22 protein-coding genes are annotated in these 20,089 nt (G+C 64.0%); 10 read left to right on the top strand and 12 right to left on the bottom strand.

Annotation, left to right across the window (positions count from 1 at the left end; translation table 11 throughout):
• Nucleotides 1-37: 37 nt before the first annotated feature.
• Together mtaB and VNZ93_RS08100 are read left to right on the top strand one after the other, a co-directional pair.
• Nucleotides 38-1,309, top strand: coding sequence for a tRNA (N(6)-L-threonylcarbamoyladenosine(37)-C(2))-methylthiotransferase MtaB (mtaB, locus tag VNZ93_RS08105; RefSeq protein WP_325702676.1), 1,272 nt, complete (start codon nt 38-40; stop codon nt 1,307-1,309).
• Between the two features lie 4 nt (nt 1,310-1,313).
• Nucleotides 1,314-1,730 carry a MaoC family dehydratase gene (locus VNZ93_RS08100; protein WP_325702665.1) on the top strand — a complete coding sequence of 139 codons (417 nt, stop codon included), beginning with the start codon at nt 1,314-1,316 and terminating at the stop codon, nt 1,728-1,730.
• Here the strand turns inward: VNZ93_RS08100 and VNZ93_RS08095 are convergent.
• Entirely contained in the window at nt 1,708-2,463 is a 756-nt protein-coding gene (locus VNZ93_RS08095) for an RNA pseudouridine synthase (protein ID WP_325702663.1), read from the bottom strand. The two genes, VNZ93_RS08100 and VNZ93_RS08095, sit on opposite strands and share 23 nt — an antisense overlap.
• A gap of 25 nt (nt 2,464-2,488) precedes the next feature.
• On the opposite strand from VNZ93_RS08095, the gene ftsY reads away from it, so the two are divergent.
• The 3 genes from ftsY to VNZ93_RS08080 all read left to right on the top strand — a co-directional run bounded on the left by ftsY (nt 2,489) and on the right by VNZ93_RS08080 (nt 4,784).
• The gene (ftsY, locus tag VNZ93_RS08090) at nt 2,489-3,442 is read left to right on the top strand and encodes a signal recognition particle-docking protein FtsY (RefSeq protein ID WP_325702661.1); all 954 of its coding nucleotides are present in this window, start codon (nt 2,489-2,491) and stop codon (nt 3,440-3,442) included.
• 53 nt (nt 3,443-3,495) lie between these two features.
• Entirely contained in the window at nt 3,496-4,068 is a 573-nt protein-coding gene (locus tag VNZ93_RS08085) for a septation protein A (RefSeq protein ID WP_414710018.1), read from the top strand.
• A 113-nt stretch (nt 4,069-4,181) separates the two neighbouring features.
• Nucleotides 4,182-4,784, top strand: coding sequence for a DJ-1/PfpI family protein (locus VNZ93_RS08080; RefSeq protein ID WP_325702655.1), 603 nt, complete (start codon nt 4,182-4,184; stop codon nt 4,782-4,784).
• Between the two features lie 18 nt (nt 4,785-4,802).
• Here VNZ93_RS08080 and VNZ93_RS08075 read toward each other — a convergent pair whose 3' ends face one another.
• From VNZ93_RS08075 to ccmA, 5 genes are all read right to left on the bottom strand, one after another.
• Nucleotides 4,803-5,390: a DsbE family thiol:disulfide interchange protein gene (locus VNZ93_RS08075; protein WP_414710017.1), complete on the bottom strand. Its 588-nt coding sequence runs from the start codon at nt 5,388-5,390 to the stop codon at nt 4,803-4,805.
• A 2-nt stretch (nt 5,391-5,392) separates the two neighbouring features.
• Nucleotides 5,393-5,596, bottom strand: coding sequence for a heme exporter protein CcmD (ccmD, locus tag VNZ93_RS08070; RefSeq protein WP_325702649.1), 204 nt, complete (start codon nt 5,594-5,596; stop codon nt 5,393-5,395).
• A gap of 15 nt (nt 5,597-5,611) precedes the next feature.
• On the bottom strand, nt 5,612-6,346 hold the full coding sequence (locus VNZ93_RS08065; RefSeq protein WP_325702646.1) for a heme ABC transporter permease: 735 nt from the start codon (nt 6,344-6,346) through the stop codon (nt 5,612-5,614).
• Between the two features lie 109 nt (nt 6,347-6,455).
• Nucleotides 6,456-7,124, bottom strand: coding sequence for a heme exporter protein CcmB (gene ccmB, locus VNZ93_RS08060; RefSeq protein ID WP_325702643.1), 669 nt, complete (start codon nt 7,122-7,124; stop codon nt 6,456-6,458).
• The gene (ccmA, locus tag VNZ93_RS08055; RefSeq protein ID WP_325702672.1) at nt 7,121-7,723 is read right to left on the bottom strand and encodes a heme ABC exporter ATP-binding protein CcmA; all 603 of its coding nucleotides are present in this window, start codon (nt 7,721-7,723) and stop codon (nt 7,121-7,123) included. Before ccmA ends, ccmB begins: the two co-directional genes overlap by 4 nt.
• Nucleotides 7,724-7,956: 233 nt before the next feature.
• Here ccmA and acnA point away from each other — a divergent pair, with 233 nt between their 5' ends.
• The 3 genes from acnA (at nt 7,957) to VNZ93_RS08040 (ending at nt 12,370) form a co-directional block, all read left to right on the top strand.
• Nucleotides 7,957-10,662 (top strand): aconitate hydratase AcnA, encoded by a 2,706-nt coding sequence (gene acnA / locus VNZ93_RS08050; RefSeq protein WP_325702640.1) that lies wholly within the window; start codon nt 7,957-7,959, stop codon nt 10,660-10,662.
• 159 nt (nt 10,663-10,821) lie between these two features.
• Nucleotides 10,822-11,571: a DUF1223 domain-containing protein gene (locus VNZ93_RS08045; protein ID WP_325702638.1), complete on the top strand. Its 750-nt coding sequence runs from the start codon at nt 10,822-10,824 to the stop codon at nt 11,569-11,571.
• 427 nt (nt 11,572-11,998) lie between these two features.
• Nucleotides 11,999-12,370: a DUF2794 domain-containing protein gene (locus VNZ93_RS08040; RefSeq protein ID WP_325702636.1), complete on the top strand. Its 372-nt coding sequence runs from the start codon at nt 11,999-12,001 to the stop codon at nt 12,368-12,370.
• Nucleotides 12,371-12,376: 6 nt separating this feature from the next.
• On the opposite strand, the gene VNZ93_RS08035 is transcribed toward VNZ93_RS08040, so the two are convergent.
• The 5 genes from VNZ93_RS08035 to VNZ93_RS08015 form a co-directional block, all read right to left on the bottom strand.
• Nucleotides 12,377-12,904, bottom strand: coding sequence for a GNAT family N-acetyltransferase (locus VNZ93_RS08035; RefSeq protein WP_325702633.1), 528 nt, complete (start codon nt 12,902-12,904; stop codon nt 12,377-12,379).
• Between the two features lie 105 nt (nt 12,905-13,009).
• Entirely contained in the window at nt 13,010-13,780 is a 771-nt protein-coding gene (locus VNZ93_RS08030) for a Bax inhibitor-1/YccA family protein (RefSeq protein WP_325702630.1), read from the bottom strand.
• A gap of 186 nt (nt 13,781-13,966) precedes the next feature.
• Nucleotides 13,967-14,785: a Bax inhibitor-1/YccA family protein gene (locus tag VNZ93_RS08025; protein WP_325702628.1), complete on the bottom strand. Its 819-nt coding sequence runs from the start codon at nt 14,783-14,785 to the stop codon at nt 13,967-13,969.
• A gap of 161 nt (nt 14,786-14,946) precedes the next feature.
• Nucleotides 14,947-17,517, bottom strand: a complete 2,571-nt coding sequence (locus VNZ93_RS08020) for an ABC transporter permease (RefSeq protein ID WP_325702625.1) — start codon at nt 17,515-17,517, stop codon at nt 14,947-14,949.
• A gap of 10 nt (nt 17,518-17,527) precedes the next feature.
• On the bottom strand, nt 17,528-18,256 hold the full coding sequence (locus tag VNZ93_RS08015) for an ABC transporter ATP-binding protein (RefSeq protein ID WP_325702622.1): 729 nt from the start codon (nt 18,254-18,256) through the stop codon (nt 17,528-17,530).
• Nucleotides 18,257-18,281: 25 nt separating this feature from the next.
• On the opposite strand from VNZ93_RS08015, the gene VNZ93_RS08010 reads away from it, so the two are divergent.
• Together VNZ93_RS08010 and thpR are read left to right on the top strand one after the other, a co-directional pair.
• On the top strand, nt 18,282-18,974 hold the full coding sequence (locus tag VNZ93_RS08010; RefSeq protein WP_325702619.1) for an arylesterase: 693 nt from the start codon (nt 18,282-18,284) through the stop codon (nt 18,972-18,974).
• Nucleotides 18,975-19,077: 103 nt separating this feature from the next.
• Entirely contained in the window at nt 19,078-19,635 is a 558-nt protein-coding gene (gene thpR, locus VNZ93_RS08005; RefSeq protein ID WP_325702616.1) for an RNA 2',3'-cyclic phosphodiesterase, read from the top strand.
• 4 nt (nt 19,636-19,639) lie between these two features.
• Here thpR and VNZ93_RS08000 read toward each other — a convergent pair whose 3' ends face one another.
• Nucleotides 19,640-20,053 (bottom strand): hypothetical protein, encoded by a 414-nt coding sequence (locus VNZ93_RS08000; protein WP_325702613.1) that lies wholly within the window; start codon nt 20,051-20,053, stop codon nt 19,640-19,642.
• Nucleotides 20,054-20,089 lie beyond the last annotated feature (36 nt).

The following is a 20,089-nucleotide window of genomic DNA, read 5'->3' as shown; positions in this document are numbered from 1 at the left end:
GCTTCGATCCTGCGCTGTTTGCTCAGAAGGCGTCAGCATGAGCGTGGAGATCGTCACGTTCGGGTGCCGGCTCAACACGCATGAATCCGAAATCATGCGCAACAAGGCGCACGAGGCCGGGCTGACCGATGCGGTCGTGGTCAATACCTGCGCGGTCACGGCGGAAGCGGTGCGGCAGGCGCGCCAGACCATTCGCAAGCTGCGGCGGGAAAAGCCCGACACGCGTATCGTAGTGACCGGCTGCGCGGCGCAGACCGAGCCCGCGACATTCGCCGCGATGCCCGAAGTCGACCGCGTCGTCGGCAATACCGAGAAGTTCGATGTTGCGGCCTGGAACGAGACGCGTGCAGCGTTCGACCGCGACGCGTTTGGCATTGATGCGGAAGAGAAGGTCGTCGTCAACGACATCATGGCGGTGCGTGAGACCGCGCTGCATCTGATTGAAGGCATCGAAGGTCGCGCCCGCGCGACCGTGCAGATCCAGAACGGTTGCGATCATCGCTGCACCTTCTGCATCATTCCGTACGGGCGCGGCAATTCGCGTTCGGTGCCGATGGGCGAGATCGTCACCCAGGTGCGCAAGCTCGTCGAGAACGGCTACCGCGAGGTCGTGCTGACCGGCGTCGACATCACGAGCTACGGCCAGAATCTCCCCGGCGCGCCGAAGCTGGGCGCACTTGTGAAGCAGATCCTCAAGCACGTGCCCGAACTCGAGCGGCTGCGCCTGTCATCCATCGATTCGGTCGAAGCCGACGCTGACCTGCTCGATGCGCTGGCCTCTGAGTCGCGGCTGATGCCGCATCTGCATCTCTCGCTTCAGGCCGGCGACGACATGATCCTGAAACGGATGAAGCGGCGCCATCTGCGCGACGACGCCATCCGTTTCTGCGATCGGGTGCGCCGGTTGCGGCCGGACATCGTGTTCGGCGCCGACATCATCGCCGGCTTCCCGACGGAAACCGAGGCGATGTTCGCGCGTTCACTCGACATCGTGGATGAATGCAGCCTCACACATTTGCATGTGTTTCCGTTCTCGCCGCGCCCGGGCACGCCGGCCGCGCGCATGCCTCAGCTTGCGCGCGATGTCGTCAAGGATCGTGCACGGCGTCTGCGGGAAAAAGGTGAGGCGGCGCTGCGCCGGCATCTCGAGAGCGAAATCGGCCATGTCCGTGCTGTGCTGGTCGAGAACGAGGAGATCGGACGGACCGCGCAGTTCACGCCGGTACGCGTGGCTGGCCGTGCCCCGTCCGGACACATCCTGGACGTCAGCATTGCGGGCCATGACGGCCGCCATCTGATCGCGGCGTGACCCGATGCGCGTTCGCGTCGGCGAGACCTTTTCCGAGACGCTGACCATGACGCCCGAGGAGGCCAAGGCCTTCTCTCGCGCTGCGCGGGACTTCAATCCTCTGCACCTTGATGAAAAGGCGGCCGCGAGTAGCCGCTACAAAAAGCTGATCGTGAGCGGCACGCAGATGGCCGCGCATCTGATGGCGCTCACCGCGACGCATTTCACCGCGCGTGGCGAGGCGGTCGGCCTCGATTTCTCGCTCCGCTTTCACAAGCCGATCTACGCCGACGAGACGATCACGCTGAGCTGGGAGGTCGTCGACGTGAAACCGACCGCGGCCGGCCGGGATGTCGTCGACCTGAAGGGCCGGGTGACCAACCAGAATGGCGAGCTGGCGGTTGCCGCCACCGGCCGCATCATGGTGGCGGAGAAGCTGTAGCGGCGGCGTCCTCTTTGCCCGTCCATCCGCAAGCCATCAGCATGTCGCGCATATGCGGCGGCACCGGAGCCGTCGCCCGGATCGGGTCCTTGTTCTTGTACATCGGCACCACGATCTCGCGCGACAGCAGGTGAAGTCCGGGTCCGCCGAAACGTGGTGCGTTGCCGTAGATCGTGTCGCCGATGATTGGCCAGCCCATCGCCTTGCAGTGAACGCGCAGCTGATGCGTGCGTCCGGTGACAGGTTCGAGCGCGAGCCAGGTGAGGGGCCGCCCGTCCGGACCCTGAGCGCGCCCCAGCACCTTCCACGTTGTCACGCTCGGCATACCGGCCGGATCGACCTTCATCCACCAGCCGCGACTTTGGTTCTGTTTTCCGAGCGGCAGGTCGATCGTGCCCTCATTCTCCTCGGGCCCACCCTCGACCACGGCCCAATAGATCTTGCCGACCCGGCCATCCTTGAACATGTCGCCCAGCGTAGCCAGCGCCTTGCGGTGCCGGCCCAGCACGAGACAACCCGCGGTCTCCCGGTCCAGGCGATGCGCAAGTTCCGGTGGACGCGGCAGGCCGAAGCGGAGCGCGTCGAAATGGTCCTGCAATGCGCCTTCAATGCCCGCCGCCTTGGTCGCGGCGCCCCTTGGCCCGCGATGCACGGGCAATCCGGCCGGCTTGTCGATGACCAGCAACATTCCGTCGCGGTAGAGAAGCCGCGCTACCATCTCTTCCGGTGTCATGCGTAAACCGCTATCACGGCCACCAATGAATGACAGCACCCACGATACCCCCGAAGAAAAGCGCGGCAGCTGGTGGAAGCGGCTCAGTTCCGGCCTGAAGCGCAGTTCCAGTTCGATCGGCACCGCGATCACCGACCTCGTCAGCAAGCGCAGGCTCGACAATGAGGCGCTGGACGAGATCGAGGCGGCGATGATCCGCGCCGATCTGGGTGTCGCCACGGCGGCGCGGATCAGCGACGTGATCGGGCAGGGCCGCTATGCCCAGAATCCGGACGAGAATGCCCTCAAGGCCATTATCGCCGGCGAGGTCGAGAAAGTGCTGATGCCGGTTGCGCACCCGCTCAAGATCGAAGGCGCGAAGCCGTTCGTCATCCTGGTTGCCGGCGTCAACGGGTCCGGAAAGACCACGACCATCGGCAAGCTGGCGTCGAAATTCACGCAAGAGGGTCGCAAGGTGATGCTGGCGGCGGGCGACACGTTCCGCGCCGCGGCGATCGAGCAGCTCAAGATCTGGGGCGGCCGCGTTGGCGCGAAAGTCATCGCGCGCGAGCAGGGCTCGGACGCTGCCGGCATCGCGTTCGATGCCGTGAGCGAGGCAAAGGCCGACGGTGTCGACGTGCTGCTGATCGATACGGCGGGCCGGCTGCAGAATCGCACCGAGCTGATGACCGAACTCGAGAAGATCGTTCGCGTGATGAAGAAGGTCGATGCCTCGGCGCCGCATGCCGTGCTGCTGGTGCTCGATGCCACCGTTGGACAGAACGCGATCTCGCAGGTCGAGGTGTTCGGCAAGATCGCGGGCGTGACCGGCCTCGTCATGACCAAGCTCGACGGCACGGCGCGGGGCGGCATTCTCGTTGCGATCGCGGAGAAATTTAAGCTGCCGGTGCATTTCATCGGCGTCGGCGAGGGGATCGACGATCTGCAGCCATTCACGGCGCGCGATTTCGCACGGGCGATGGCGGGATTGGAAGAGTAGTCGTCCGTCATGCCGGCGATGACTGATCGCACGGGATAGGGTACATGACGGCCATGACCGAGAAAGCCCAGCTCAATCCGTTCGTGAAGCTCGCGCTCGATTTCGGGCCGTTGATCCTGTTCTTCATCGTGAACGGTCGCGCCGGGATCTTCTGGGCTACCGGCGTATTCATGGCCGCGGTCATTGTCGCGATCCTGGTGTCCTATGCGCTGATCAGGCGCTTTCCGGTGATGACACTGGTGACGGCGTTCATCGTTATCGTGTTCGGCACGCTCACCATCGTTCTGCAGAACGATATCTTCGTGAAGATGAAGACCACGATCATCTATCTTCTGTTCGCGACGGTGCTGGGCGCAGGCGTGATCCTGAAGAAACCGTTCCTCGAGGTCGCATTCGATTCCGTGTTTCACCTCACGGAAGAAGGCTGGCGCATCCTGACCATCCGCTGGATCATCTTCTTCGTTGTGATGGCGATCGTGAACGAGATCGTGTGGCGCACTCAGACGACGGATTTCTGGGTCGCGTTCAAGACCTTCGGTTTCGTGCCGCTGACCTTTGTATTTGCGCTCGCGCAATTCCCGGTCTTGCAGAAATACGCAGCGAAGCCGGACGAGTCGCAGGGCTAGTCGTCAACGTACGGGAAGGTCTTTCCTATTATGCAGGTCAACATCATCGCCGTGCCGGATATGGTGCAGCTCGACATTACGGGCCCGCATCAGGTCCTGTCGCTGGTGCCGGGATGGACGCTCGATCTTGTGGCGGCATCGATGGAGCCGGTCCGCACCGACCGCGGGCTCACCATCCTCCGACGCGGACGCGCGAAACCGCGGCGCCGAGCGATCTTCTCGTCATTCCGGGCGGCCCCGGGGTCGATACTGCGATGCTGGATGAGGCGTGGCTTGCCTATGTCCGTCGCGAAGCCGAGCGCGCAAAGTATGTTTTCGGCATTTGCACCGGCTCTTTCATGCTTGCGGCCGCCGGATTGCTGACGGGCCGCCGCGCCGGCGGTCATTGGCAGGCGCGCGATCTGCTCGCGCAGTTCGGTGCGATACCGTCGGACGAGCGCATGACCATAGACGGCAAATACTACACGTCGGGTGGCGTGACGTCCGGGATCGACGCCGCATTCCGTGTGGTCGCCGATGTGAAGGGCGAAGATGTCGCGCAGCAGATACAGCTCCTGCTCGAATACGATCCGGCGCCGCCGTTTGCCGGCGGGACGCCGTTCACGTCGCCGCCGCATATCGTCGCCGCAGCGAAGGAGATGGGACGCCCGCGGCGTGAAAGGCGGGAAACGCTCGTCGAGCAGGCCGCGCAGGCGTTGAACGCAAGGCGCGGATGATCGTGTCGCGGCGGCGGGTTATTTCGCCGCCAGCGCCTTTTCGATCGCGGGCATCAGCACCGCTTTCAGATTCTGCTCGGTAATCGGACCGACGAGCTTGTAGGCGATGCGGCCGTCGCGTCCGATGACGAAGGTTTCCGGCACGCCGTAAACGCCCCATTCGATCGCGGCGCGCCCGTTCGGATCGGCGCCAACGGCAGCGAACGGATTGCCGTAGCGGCCGATGAAGCGCCGGGCGTTGTCGGGCTGATCCTTGTAGTTGATGCCGACCAGCCGGATGCGCTTGTCTTTCGAAAGCTCCTCGAGCTGCGGTACCTCGTCATGGCAGGGCACGCACCACGAGGCCCAGACATTGACCAGCGTGACATTGCCCTTGAAGTCGGCGGCATTGATGCCGGGGGTCGGCTTGCCGTCCTGAACGAGACCGGCAACCGGCGGCAGGCTGGCCTGCGGCGCTTCGCGTCCGATCAGCGCGGATGGAAGGCGCGAAGGATCGCCGGCGCCGAGCCGGTACAGGAACAATGCCGCCAGCGCGAGGAACAGGATCAGCGGCAGCGCAACCAGCAACTTTCGGCGCATGCCGCCGCCGGCCGTTTCGGACGTCATGCTCATGCGACGGAATGCACTTCGGATTTGCGCGGCTCGCGCTTGCGATCGTCGGAGCGCCGCGTGATGCCGCGGGACTCGAAATCGCTGAGCGTGCGCTTGAGGGCGCGATTCTCGGCAAAGATCCAGCCGATCAGCAGCGCGATGATGAACGCTGTCACGGCGTAGGACGCGATGATGAAAGTGGCGTGCGGTCCGAGGTCCATGATCGTTTGCTCGAATTAGCGTCCGGGCGCGGCTTCCGCCTGCATCATCTGCATGGAGCGGACTCTGCGCTTGAGGATCTCGTTGCGCATGGCTGCGAGATGCAGGGTGAAGAACAGCAGCGTGAATGCGATCGCCATCACCAGTAGCGGAACGAGGATGCTCGGGTGGATCGCGGGTCCGCTCATCTTCACCACCGAGGCGGGCTGATGCAGCGTGTTCCACCAATCGACCGAGAACTTGATGATCGGGATGTTGATGGCGCCGACAAGGGTCAGGATCGCCGCGGCGCGACCGGCGCGGGTCGGATCGTCGATGGTGCGCCAGAGTGCGATCACGCCGAGATACATCAGGAACAGCACGAACACCGAGGTCAGCCGCGCATCCCAGACCCAGTAGGTGCCCCACATCGGACGGCCCCAGAGCGATCCGGTGATCAGGCAGATGAGTGTGAAGGCGGCGCCGATCGGGGCAGCGGCCTTGCCGGCCATGTCGGCGAGCGGATGACGCCACACCAGCGTGCCGAGTGCGGCAATCGTCATCACCGTCCAGCCCATCATGGCGAGCCAGGCCGACGGCACGTGAAAGAACATGATCTTGACGGTTGCGCCCTGCTGGTAGTCGTCCGGCGCGCCCGCGGTCAGCCAGAAGCCCCATGCAAAGCACAATGCCGTCGCTGCCGCGAGCCAGGGCAGGACGCGCCCGGACAGCGACAGGAAGCGGGTCGGATTGGCGAGGTCGATCAGGGCCATGATGTCCGCTATTTATACACGATCCAATCCGCCCGGAATGACGGAAGCTGTCTTTCGCTTATGTCGCGGTGACACGGCGATCCGCGGCCATCGAACACGGATTCGTGACCTATTCCTGACCGGCCCTGAGCGCCGCGGCTGCGGCAAACGGCCCGATCACGAGCGACATCAGGGTGAGGGCGCACAGGATCGTAAAGGGCGCTCCGAACGAGACCGGGCCCACGACAGCGGCATTCGAGGCGGAAACGCCGAAGATCAGCACCGGAACCGCAAGCGGCAGGATCAGGACCGGCAGCAGGAGGCCGCCGCGGCGGAGCGTCACGGTCAGGCCCGCGCCGATGAGGCCGATGAAGGTCAGTGCCGGAGTTCCGGCGAGCAGGGTGGCCGCGACGGCGGCGGTCGCGTTCAGATCGAGGTTCAGGAACAGCGCCAGCAGCGGCGAGACGATCACCAGAGGCAGCGCGGTCGTGAGCCAGTGCGCCAGCGCCTTCACGGCGACCGCGAGCTCGAGCGGGGCGGACCCCATCACCAGAAGATCGAGCGAACCGTCCTCCTGATCGGCGGCGAGCAGGCGATCAAGCGCCAGGAGGCTTGCGAGCAGCGCGCCGAGCCACAGGATCGCAGGTCCGATCCGCTGCAGCAGCGCGAGATCCGGCCCGATCGCAAACGGGATCAGCGTCACGACCGACATGAAGAACAGGACGCCGATCATCGCCCCGCCGCCGACGCGGATTGCAATGCGGATGTCGCGCAGGAACAGGGATGACAGAGCGCTCATGCGGCGCGCTCCAGCTTCAGTTCGCGCGCGCCGTCGATCCCGAGCGGGAGATGCGTGGCGGCGACGATAATGCCGCCGCCGGCAAGGTGTCCGCGCATCAGGTCGAGCAGCATGCCCTGTGAGGCGGTATCGAGTGCCGAGGTCGGCTCGTCCAGGAGCCAGAGCGGACGCTTCGCCGCGACCAGCCGCGCGATCGAAAGCCGCCGCTTCTGTCCGGCTGAGAGGTAGGCCGCGGGCAGCGCCGTCAGCGAATCGAGCCCGACCGCCGCAAGCGCGTGGCGAGGTTCGCCGGTGCCACCAAGCCATGCCGTCCAGAATGCGAGATTCTCTTCGACCGAGAGGGCGGGCTTCAGGGCGTCGCTGTGGCCGAGATAATGCGCCTGCTCGCCGATGCTGCGTTCGGGATCGCCGCCCTGGAGTGTCAGGGTGCCACCGGCGATTCGCAGCAGTCCTGCGATCATCCGCAGCAGCGATGACTTGCCGGCGCCGTTGCGCCCGGTGATCAGCAAGGCTTCGCCGCCTGCGACAGAAAATCCGAGCCCTTCGAAAATCGAACGTCCGCCCCGCTGGCAGGTCAGGGCTTGCGCCGAAAGAATCATCGTTTCAGCCACTTATGTGCGGTCCCGGCTGCTGTGACGACGCAATCTTTGCGCCGACAGGCTGTTGAAGCCTTTGGTCCATATGGCAGATCGCCGAAAAAGAATTTATAAGCCCGCAGATTAGACCGCTTCTCGCAAACCCCTGAGGCCGCGCCGGCGCCCCCGGAAAGCTCCGTGTTCCCAACACGTTAGCCGGGTTTGGCAAGAGCCGGAAGGCAAACGGAAGACCATCCATGACCTCGCTCGACAGTTTCAACTGCTGCCGCACTCTCAAGGTCGGCACCAAGACTTACGCCTATTACAGCCTGCCGGTGGCTGAGAAAAACGGTCTGAAGGGGATCTCACGCCTGCCCTTCTCGATGAAGGTGCTGCTGGAGAACCTGCTGCGTAACGAAGACGGGCGCACGGTTACCAAGGAAGACATCCTGGCGGTCGCGGCCTGGTTGAAGAAGAAGTCGTCCGACCGCGAGATCGCGTTCCGGCCGGCGCGCGTGCTGATGCAGGACTTCACCGGCGTTCCGGCGGTGGTCGATCTCGCCGCGATGCGCGATGCGATGAAGCTGCTCGGCGGCGACCCGAAGAAGATCAACCCGCTGGTGCCGGTCGACCTCGTCATCGACCATTCGGTGATCGTCAATTTCTTCGGCAACAATTCCGCGTTCAAGCTCAACGTCCAAGAGGAATACAAGCAGAACCAGGAACGCTACAAATTCCTGAAATGGGCGCAGAAGGCGTTCGACAATTTCCGCGTGGTCCCGCCCGGCACCGGCATCTGCCACCAGGTCAACCTCGAGTATCTCTCGCAGGTGGTCTGGACCGGCAAGAAGACGAAGGTGAAGGTCAACGGCAAGCCGGTGACCGCCGAGATCGCCTATCCCGACACGCTGGTCGGCACCGACTCGCACACCACCATGGTCAACGGCATGGCCGTGCTCGGCTGGGGCGTCGGCGGCATCGAGGCGGAGGCCGCGATGCTCGGCCAGCCTCAATCGATGCTGCTGCCGGATGTGATCGGCTTCAAGCTGACCGGCAAGCTGAAGGAGGGCGTCACGGCGACCGACCTCGTGCTGACGGCGGTCGAGATGCTGCGCAAGCGCGGCGTGGTCGGCAAGTTCGTGGAATTCTTCGGTCCCGGCGTGCTCGACCTGTCGATCGCGGACCGCGCCACCATCGGCAACATGGCGCCGGAATATGGTGCGACCTGCGGCTTCTTCCCGATCGACGAGCAGACCGTGAGGTATCTGCGCGACACCAACCGCAAGGATGACCGCGTGAAGCTGGTCGCGGCCTATGCAAAGGCGCAGGGCATGTATCTGACCCGCGCGACCAAGGATCCGGTCTTCACCGATGTGCTGAAACTCGATCTCGCCAAGGTCGAGCCGTCGCTGGCCGGCCCGAAGCGCCCGCAGGATCGCGTGCCGCTCAAGGCGGTGAAGTCGGAATTCGCGGCGGCGATGGACAAGGAGTTCAAGAAGGCCGCCGAACTCGACAAGCGCGTGCCGGTCGAAGGCCGCAACCACGATCTCGGCAACGGCGACGTTGTGATCGCTGCGATCACGTCCTGCACCAACACTTCCAATCCGAGCGTGATGATCGGTGCGGGCATTCTCGCCCGCAAGGCGGCCGCAAAAGGTCTGACCTCGAAACCGTGGGTGAAGACCTCGCTCGCGCCCGGCTCGCAGGTCGTCGGCGAATATCTCGCCGCGTCGGGATTGCAGAAGGACCTCGACAAGCTCGGCTTCAATCTCGTCGGCTATGGCTGCACCACCTGCATCGGCAATTCGGGTCCGCTGCCGGAGGAGATTTCGAAGACCATCAACGAGAGCGATCTCGTGGCTGCGGCGGTGCTCTCGGGTAACCGCAATTTCGAAGGCCGCGTGAATGCCGACGTGCGCGCCAACTATCTCGCTTCGCCGCCGCTGGTCGTTGCCTATGCGATCGCAGGTTCGATGCAGAAGGACCTCGCCAAGGAGCCGATCGGCTTCGACAAGGCCGGCAAGAAGGTGATGCTGAAAGACATCTGGCCGACCACCAAGGAGATCGACGCCTTCATCCGCAAGAACGTCACCAAAAAGGTCTATGCGAAGAAATACGCGAATGTGTTCAAGGGTGACGCCAACTGGCGCAAGATCGCGGTGACAGGCGGTCTCACATACAGCTGGGACAACAACTCCACCTATGTGCAGAACCCGCCATACTTCGTCGGCATGCAGCCGCGTCCGACGCCCCCGTCCGACATTGTCGGCGCGCACATCCTCGGGCTTTTCCTGGATTCGATCACGACCGACCACATCTCGCCGGCCGGTTCGATCAAGCAGGCCTCGCCCGCCGGCAAGTACCTGATCGATCACAACGTCAAGCCGATCGACTTCAACCAGTACGGCACGCGGCGCGGCAATCACGAGGTGATGATGCGCGGCACCTTCGCCAACATCCGCATCAAGAACCAGATGGTGCCCGGCGTCGAAGGCGGCGTGACGATTCACTATCCGGATGGCGAGCAGATGCCGATATACGATGCGGCTATGCGCTATAAGCAGGAGAAGGTGCCGCTCGTGGTGCTCGCCGGAAAGGAATACGGCACCGGCTCATCCCGCGACTGGGCGGCCAAGGGTACCATTCTGCTGGGCGTGCATGCCGTAATCACGCAATCTTTCGAGCGCATTCATCGCTCCAACCTGGTCGGGATGGGCGTGCTTCCTCTCGTGTTCGAGGAAGGAACGTCGTGGCAGACGCTTGGCCTGAAGGGCAGTGAGACCGTGACAATTCGCGGTCTGCAAGATTTGCGGCCGCGTCAGAAAGTGAACGCAGAAATTACGATGGCGGACGGTAGTACGATAAATGTCCCGCTGATTTGCCGGATCGACACGCTCGATGAGCTCGAATACTTCAAGAACGGTGGCATCCTGCAATACGTTCTGCGGCAACTCGCGGCCTGAGATTAAGGGCCGGCGCCGCTGGCGCCGGCCCTTGCGGCACCTGTCACTTCGAATTGAGTGGCCCGCCGCCGCATAGCTGGCTAAGTGGGCACCAACAACTTGCTAGGTGGGGCGCGCACCGGCGAAGATGTCAGCCGGACAAGACATCAGAAAGTCAGCATGAGTCAGCAACGCAACGCCATTGCCGTTTTTGCAGCCGTTCTCACGGCATGGGTTGGGTTGGTGGAGGGTCCGGCTTCGGCCGGGGAGCAACAAGTCGTCATCGAATTGTTTACCAGCCAGGGATGCTCCTCCTGCCCGCCCGCGGACAGGCTGCTGGCAGAGCTGGCGAAGGACGATCCCTCGGTGCTGCCGATCAGCCTGTCGGTCGATTACTGGGATTATCTCGGCTGGAAAGACACGCTTGCGCTGCCGGGCCATGTGAAGCGGCAACGCGCCTACGCAGCCGCGCGCGGCGACCGCGCAGTTTACACGCCACAAGTCGTCGTTAACGGCGCGACGCATGTTCTCGGTAGCGACAGGACGGCCATCGATCGTGCGGTGAAGCACGCGCGCAATCATGCGCGTCTCCCGGTGCAGGTCGCCGTCGCCGACGGCAAGATCAACGTCGAGATCGCGGCAGCCAAGCATCCCGGACAGCCGGCCGAAGTCTGGCTTTGCCCCTTGTCGAAGTCCGTTCCTGTCGAAATCGGCCGCGGCGAGAATCGCGGGCAGAGCGTCGTCTATACGAACGTGGTTCGCGGATGGATCAAGCTCGGCGAGTGGAAGGGCGAGCAGCTTGTGCTGTCGAAGCCCGTGTCTGAAATTCGCGCAAAGGGCGACTTCGACGCCGTCGCGATCCTCGTGCAGACCGGCAAACTGGACGCGCCAGGCAACATGCTCGGCGCCGCTACGGCATCGCTCGACTAGCGAGTGCTTTTTTCCGGCGCGCAACGCTTGCGATCATCCGCACAGCTCGCGCTTAACAACTCCCTGCCAGCCATCGTCACAAAAAAAGGCCGGCGACGAGCCGGCCTGAAGCATTGGGGATTGAACCGTACGCGGTACAATGGACCCGATCCGTTGGAACCCCGGGGGGCTGGGGGGCTGAGGAATCCGAAGCTCTTCCGGACCGGGTCTTGAGCCTCGTATATTTCAATTCATAGGGGCGCGCGCTGGACCGAATTTGGGCCTTATTGTGGTCCGCAGCACGAAGCCGTGACTTGCGACACGCGGTCACGCGCTCATCGGCGATGCGCTTTTCTTCGGTGCAACACACATGCAGGTCGTGCGCGGGTCTTGCGGCCGGGCGCGGCAACGGCAATCATCCTGGTGTGACACAGAAAAGGAGGCGCCCATGAGCTTGACGGGCGACACCGAACCGAGCGAGCGACACGGGGGCATGCCCGGCGCCACGGCATCTGCCCCCGCCGAAGTCAGGTTCGAACGCCGTGAACTCGACCGGATCCTCGGCGTTTATGGGCGCATGGTGGCCGACGGCGAGTGGCGCGACTACGCCATCGACTTTCTCAAGGACCGCGCCGTCTTTTCCGTGTTTCGCAGGTCCTCCGAAGTTCCGATCTATCGCATCGAAAAGAATCCGAAGCTGTCGCGCCGTCAGGGCGCTTACAGCGTCATCTCCGCCACTGGACTGATCATGCGCCGCGGGCACGAGCTCGATCGCGTGCTTCGCGTCTTCGACAAGAAGCTGAGTCTCGTCGGGGGCTGATCGTTGCTATGGCGGCGTTCCGGCGCCGTCGCCGAGTGCGCGCTGCATCAGAACAGTGTCCAGCCAGCGGCCGTGCTTGTAGCCGATATTCGTGAAAGTCCCGGCCGGCGCGAAGCCCAGTGCCCGGTGCAGCGCGATCGAGGACGTCTGTCCGGAATCGCCGATGACGGCGATCATCTGACGAAATCCGCCAGCCTCAGCTTTTGCGATCAGTCCGGCGAGCAGGCGGCGGCCTACCCCTTGCCGATGCGCATCCGGGTGGATGTAGACGCTGTCCTCAACGGTGTAGCGATAGGCCGGGCGAGTGCGGTACGGCCCGGCATAGGCGTAGCCCGCAACACGGCCCGCCAGTTCGGCGACGAGATAGGGAAAGCCGCCATTCTCGAGGGCCCTTCGGCGAGCGTCCATTTCTGTTTCATTCGGCGGCTCGAGCTCGAAAGAGGCCGTCCCGTATGTGACGGCATGCGCGTAGATCGCGGTGATCTCCCGCATGTCCTCCGGCGTGACAGGGCGGATTGTGATGGATAGGGACATGGCAGAAAGACTGGCGGGGTCAGACGGTCGTCGTGCGAGCCTAGCAAAAGAAAACGCCCCGGCGGAGACCGGGGCGTTCGCGTTCTTGAGAACCGCTTGTTCGTCCTAGCGGCGGCCGCCGAACAGGCGCAGCAGCATCAGGAACAGGTTGATGAAGTCGAGGTAGAGCGCAAGCGCGCCCATCACGGCCTTGCGGCCAGCCGACTGCTGGTCGTCGGCCTCGCTGTACATCTCCTTGATCTTCTGCGTGTCCCATGCGGTCAGGCCGGCGAAGACAAGGACGCCGACGATCGAGATGACGAACGACATCCCGTCGGACTTCAGCCAGATATTCACCAGCGAAGCGACGATCAGGCCGAACAGGCCCATGATCAGGAACGAGCCGATCGGCGAGAGATCGCGCTGCGTGGTGTAGCCGTAGAGGCTCAGCGCGCCGAACGCGGCCGCCGAGATGAAGAACACGTTGGCGATCGAGTTCGCGGTGTAGGTGATGAAGATGGTCGCCAGCGAGACGCCGAGGAGGCCCGCATAGAGATAGAAGAGCAGCTGTGCGGTCCCGGCCGAGAGCCGGTTGATCCCGAAGCTGAGGACGAACACCATCGCCAGCGGGGCGAGCATCAGCACCCACATGAACGGCCCGCCGAACAGGAACTGGCCGAGGGGGGTCAGGCCGGCGATCTTGCCGCCGCTGACAGTGATGGCGTTGCCGCCCACCATCTGGAAGGTCAGGAAGGCCACGACGCCGGTCAGCGCGACAGCCGAGGCCATGTAGTTGTAGACGCGGATCATGTGTGCGCGCAGGCCCGCATCATAGGCGACCGCGCGGTCCGCGTAGCCGCCGCGGGCGGCTGCTGCATTCCGATCGAAATCGGACATGGAAAAACCCTCTCAAAAGCCCGGATACCGCCGGGCCGGCTGGCCGCACCCCGACGGGGCGGCCGACGGCGGTAATGTAGAGATCGGAGAAACGGTTTTCCAGCGGCTTGCGGCCGGCACGAAAAAAGGGGCCCCGGAAAAACCGGGGCCCCTTAACGTTCGGTAAGCGTCGATTTCGCCGTCCGACTATTCTTCGCGCTGGCCGAGCAACTGCAGCAGCAGCGTGAACAGGTTGATGAAGTTCAGGTAGAGCGAGAGCGCGCCCATGATCGCGGAGCGCTCACGCATCTCGCCTTCGAGCTGCCCGTAGACATACTCGTTCTTCAGCCGCTGCGTGTCGTAGGCGGTCAGGCCGGCGAATACGAGGACGCCGACAATCGACACCACGAATTGCAGCATGCCGCTTGGCCAGATCAGGTTGACCAGCGAGCCCAGGATGATGCCGATCAGGCCCATGAACAGGAACGAGCCCCAGCCGGAGATATCCCGCTGCGTGGTGTAGCCCCACAGGCTGAGCGCGCCGAAGGTCGCCGCGGTGATGAAGAATACCCGGGTGATCGAGGTCTGGGTGTAGACCATGAAGATCGAACCGAGCGAGATGCCCATCAGCGCGGCAAACACCCAGAACAGCATTTGCGCCGTCGCGGGACGCATGCGCTCGAGGCCGAAGCTGAGTGCGAATACCAGCGCCAGCGGCGACAGCATGATCACCCACTTCAGCGGACTGACGAAGATGGCGTAGCCGATCGGGGTGAGGAACATGCCGCCGCGGATCGCAGCCGGCACTTCAGCGCCGTTGCGCATCATCTTCGCGGCCGCCGCGACGTCACCTGTCACCGAAAGCATGTAGATGCCGAGCGCGGCAAAGCCGGTGATGGCCAGCCCGAGCATCATATAGTTGTAGACGTGAAGCATGTAGGACCGCAGACCCTGGTCAATGACTTCGGGTGTCGCGCGCCCTGTGGCCCTGTCGTAGGTGGCCGTGTTCCGATTAAAGTCCGACATCATCGAACTCCCTGAGTATGTCGCCCAAAACTCATCGCCTTACTGCGCGACTCGACGCTCATATGGCGAAGCTTCCACAATGATACAGGGGATTCCGGTAAAAATACTCTGTCCCGAACGTCGCACTTTGCGCAGTCGGACGCGGCTGAATGTCGCAAATTCTAGAGGTTCCGCAAGACCGAGGCGGGCTTTTGCCCCAACGCGGTGAAGGTCCCGGCGAGGCCGAAAATGACTGTTACGGCGAGCGCGGCGGCGGCAGCGGCGAGCGCCGGCAGCGGCAGCCAGACGAACGACAGGTTCATGATCTTCGTAACGACGAACCAGGCCGCAACGGAGCCCGCCAGCACACCGAACACGCCCGTAGCAAGGCCAAGCAGCGTGTATTCGAGCGCGTAGGCTGAAATCAGCCGGCCGCGGGTGGCGCCGAGTGTCTTGAGGATGATCGCGTCGTACACGCGGTTGTGATGGCTTGCCGCCAGCGCGCCCGCCAGCACCAGCGCCGCTGCAATCAGGGTAATGAGACTCGCGCCGCGAATTCCGAGGACGAGATTTCCGACGACGGAGCCGACGGCCTGGATGGCGTCCTTGACCCGCACGGTGGTTACCGCCGGGAATGCGGTCGCCATGTCGCGCAGGATCGCCGCGTCCTGTTGCGCCGTCGTCTCACCGGAAAACGTCAATGTGGCGATGTGGGTGTGAGGCGCGCCGCGAAACGCATTCGGCGAATAGACGAGAACGAAATTGATGCCGAGACTTTGCCAGTCGACCACGCGCAGATTGGCGATGCGGGCGGTGATGTTGCGACCGAGGACATTGACGGTCAGCGTATCCCCGACCTTCAGGCCGAGTCCTTCCGCGATGCGCTTCTCCATCGAGAGCAGCGGCGGCCCCTGATAGTCGGCCGGCCACCATTGGCCTTCGACCAGCCGCGATCCCGGCGGAATTTCGGTCGAATAGGTGATGCCGCGATCGCTCTGCAGCGCCCAGGCGGCCTGCGGCGTCGGCTTCAGCTCTTCCGCCTTGACGCCATTCGCAGCAATGATGCGTCCGCGCAGCATCGGCTGACGCTCAAGCGCAGCGCTTGGTGCGGCCTTTCGGATGAATTCGTCGAAGCGAGGCGCGTCATTGTTCTGGATGTCGACGAAGAAGAAGGCCGGCGAGCGCTCCGGCAGGGCTTCCTGGAATTGCCGGCGCAGATTGCCATCGATCAGCACCACGATGACGAGGACGGCGAGACCAAGCCCGAGCGAGAGCACGACTGAGGGCGTCAGCGCGCCCGGACGATGGATATTCGCGACCGCGAGGCGGAGCGCGGTGATCTTCGACCGCGGCAGTTTCGCTGCGACCTTCATGATCAGCACGGCGACCAGATACAGCAGCAGGAACGTCACTGCCGAAGCGCCCACGAACACCGTCGCGATCCGCTTGTCGTAGGACAGCAGGATCGACAGCGCGGCAAGGGCGAGTGTCACACCGGCTGCGGCGAAAAGGTAGGGTTTGCGCGGAAGGCTCCACTGGCCGCTGACCGCTTCACGAAACAGCGCCGAAACCGGGATGTCGTGTGCGCGCCCGAGCGGCCACAGCGCGAAAGCCAGCGCCGTCAGCAATCCGAACATCGCCGCGAGTGCGAGCTGCGCCCATTGCAGCGCGGGTTCGACCGGCAGCGGCAAGATCGTGCCGAAGGACCACGTGACAACGAACGGCAAGGCTGCCCCGATCACGAGTCCGCCCGCGGTGCCGATCGCGGCAATCGTCATCACCTGAACGAGATAGATCGCAAAGATCCGTGCGCCGGTCGCGCCGAGCGACTTCATCGTCGCGATCGTGTCGCGCCGCCGCTCGAGATGGCTGCGCACCGCATTGGCGACGCCGACGCCGCCAACCAGAAGCGCCGTCAGTCCGACCAGCGTCAGAAATTGTGTGAAGCGCTCGATGTTGCGTTCGAGTTGCGGCGAAGCGTTGTCGCGCGAGCGGATTTCCCAGCCGGCGTCCGGAAACCGCTTTTCGGTATCCGCGATCATCGCTTTCACCGCATTGTCGGTCGCGTCATTACCGTTGAGCGCGACGCGGTAAAGCCAGCGCACGAGGCTGCCGGGCTGGAGCAGGCCGGTGGCGCGGAGCGCGTCGGTGCTGACGAGGAGGCGCGGCCCGAAGCCGATGCCACCGGCCAGCTTGTCGGGTTCGCTGCGCAGTACCGCGCGGATCTCGATCGGGGCGTTCCCCACAGTAACGCGGTCGCCGACCTTCAGGTCGAGCCGTGTCAGGAGTGCAACATCGACCGCAGCGCCGAATGCGCCGTTGCGCTCGGCCAGCGCATCGGGGAGCGGCATCGCCGGTTCGAGCGAAGCGGTGCCGTAGAGCGGATAAAGGCCGTCGACCGCCTTCACCTCGACGAGGGCCTGGCGATTGTCTGCCGTGCGCGCCATCGCGCGAAGCGTCGCGGCATCGGACACGCGGCCATAGCGCGCCAGCTGCGCGCGTTCGTCCGCGCTGGCTTCGCGATGGAACAGCGCGAAGGATACGTCGCCGCCGAGAATGGTCCGGCCTTCGCGCGCAAGTCCGCCGGCAAGGCTCTCGGCGAACGAGCCGACGCCGGCAATCGCCATCACGCCAAGGCCGATGCAGAAGATCAGGACGTAAAAGCCGCGCAGGCCGCCACGTAGTTGGCGGATGGCGAAGCGCAGCGGGATCGACCAGTTACTTGTACGTGCCGGTGTCGCGACGAGACTCATGGAGCCCTGCTCATGCGCTTGCGACTTCCCGCACGGCTTCCGGCGCTTCATCCGACTCGATGCGGCCGGAGCGCAAGCGCACGACACGTCTGCAGCGGCGCGCGAGCGAAGGATCGTGCGTGACCAGGATCAGCGTCATCCCGCGATCGACATGGCCCTTGAACAGAAGCTCTACCACCTGCGATCCGGTCCGCTCGTCGAGATTGCCGGTGGGCTCGTCGGCGACGAGGATCGCAGGGTTCGGCGCGAGCGCGCGCGCCAGCGCAACGCGCTGCTGTTCGCCGCCCGAGAGTTGCGCGGGGTAATGCGACAGCCGCTCCTTCAGGCCGACGCCCGCAAGTTCGGCAGCTGCGCGCTCGTGCGCGTCGGAGACACCCGCAAGCTCCAGCGGCACGGCGACATTCTCCAGCGCCGTCATGGTCGGAATGAGATGAAAGGACTGAAAGACAATGCCGACATTGCGGCCGCGGAAGCGCGCCAGCGCGTCCTCATCGAGGCGGCGGAGATCCTCACCGGCGACCATGATCGAGCCGGTGTCGGCGCGTTCCAGCCCGGCAAGCACCATCAGCAGCGTCGATTTGCCCGACCCCGATGGGCCGACAAGGCCGATCGCCTCGCCGCGGTTGATCGTGAGATCGATGTCCTTGAGGATATGAACGCGGGCGGCGCCGCTCCCGAGCGACAGATTGACGCCGGACAACGTGACCGCAGGTCCGGCAGGCGGGGTCTTTTGCTGCATTGAAATCCTGGATTCGCAGGACGATATGGCAGAGTCACGGACATATGGTGCGATGAAGAGTTTAGTCCATAGCCTGACCCTCACCGTACTGGCGCTGGCCGGATTTGCGGTGGTGCTTGCAAGCCCCGCGACCGCTCAAAATCCCGCCCCGATCAGGATTGTGGCATTCGGCGATTCCCTGACGGCCGGTTACGGCCTGCCGGCGCAGGATGCATTTCCGGCGCGGCTGGAACGCGCCCTCAAGGCAAAAGGCCACAATGTGGCGATCGAGAATGCCGGCGTGTCCGGCGACACCGCCTCGGGCGGATTGTCGCGGCTCGACTGGTCGATCCAGGACGGCACCGACGCGGTGATCGTCGAACTCGGCGCGAACGACATGCTGCGCGGCGTTGAGCCGAAGGTCACGCGGCAGGCGCTGGATGACATTCTCGCGAAACTCAAGGCGCGCAACATTCCGGTGCTTCTCGCCGGGATGCGCGGGGCGCCAAATCTGGGATCGGATTATGTGCGCGATTTCGAGGCAATCTTTCCTGACCTCGCGCAAAAGCACGACGTGGTGTTCTACCCGTTCTTTCTCGATGGCGTCGCGGCGCAATCGAAGCTCGCTTTGCGCGACGGCATGCATCCGAACGCGGACGGCGTGGACACGATCGTCAAAGGCATTCTGCCGAAGGCTGAGGAACTCGTCGCGCGCGTGAAGAAGCGCGCGCCAGGCTGAGGCGCTTGCGCACCATCGGCGAATCCGGTCTTGTAGGCGATGTGCCGCCTGCGTTGTCACGCGATTGTCACGTCTGAGACGTGATGGAAATGGGAGGTTCTCGATGCCGCGTATTTTCACCGCGATCGAGATTCCCGCGCACGTCGCGCAGATGCTGACATTTCTGCGCGGCGGATTGCCGGGCGCGCGCTGGATCGATCCGGGAAATTATCACATCACCCTGCGCTTCATCGGCGACGTCGATGCGCATGTCGCGCATGACGTAGCGTCGATGCTCGACACGGTGAACCGTGCTCCGTTCGAACTGCGGCTCGAAGGTGTAGGCTCGTTTGGCGGGCGCAAGCCGCGCGCTGTCTTTGCGAATGTCGCGCCGTCGCAGGCGCTCATGGATCTGCAGGCGGAGCATGAGCGGCTGATGCAACGCGTCGGGCTCGCGCCGGAAGGCCGCAAATATACGCCGCATGTCACGCTCGCGCGCTTGCGTGCGTCTTCAAGCGGGCAGGTCGCAGAATATCTCAGCGAGCGCGGCTCGTTCCGGTCGGTGTCGTTCCGCGCCGAACGCTTCGTGCTGTATTCGTCGCGCGCGTCTGTTGGCGGCGGGCCTTATCTGGTCGAAGAGGCCTATCCGCTGACGGCTGTTCCCGCGCGCCAAGCGATCTGAACGCTCAGGCGAAGCGCGCCATCTGCTGGCGGATCGTCTGCGGTGTCCCGGTCATGCCGACGAATTCGAGCCGCCCGAGCCGGTGCTTCGCGGCCTCGTCGCAAGCACGGGCCATCATGACGTCCGCGAGATCGTCGGTCTGATAGTCGCGCTCCGCGATCAACGTCGCCGCGGCACGCTGGCCTGCGCGATCGGGAACGATCTCCACGCTCGCGCGCATCCGGCCCTCTTCATACGCGCCGATCACGATTGCCTGTGACGACATCAGCCGCAGGCAATGCGCATCGACGGCACGATCGTCATTGCCGTCCGAGAAGAACAGGCAGCGGTCGAGATAGTCGAGGCGCAGAAGGTGCGCGTGATGGTCTTCCATGCTGCAGGTCGACAGAACCCTGATGTCGTATTCATTCCGGTTCATCGCCAATCCCCCGAAGCTGCTGGCAGAGAGGACTGA

It is taken from the genome of Pseudorhodoplanes sp., assembly GCF_035565795.1.
Taxonomy (GTDB): Bacteria; Pseudomonadota; Alphaproteobacteria; order Rhizobiales; family Xanthobacteraceae; genus Pseudorhodoplanes.
This window is presented reverse-complemented; position numbering and strand designations above follow the sequence as displayed.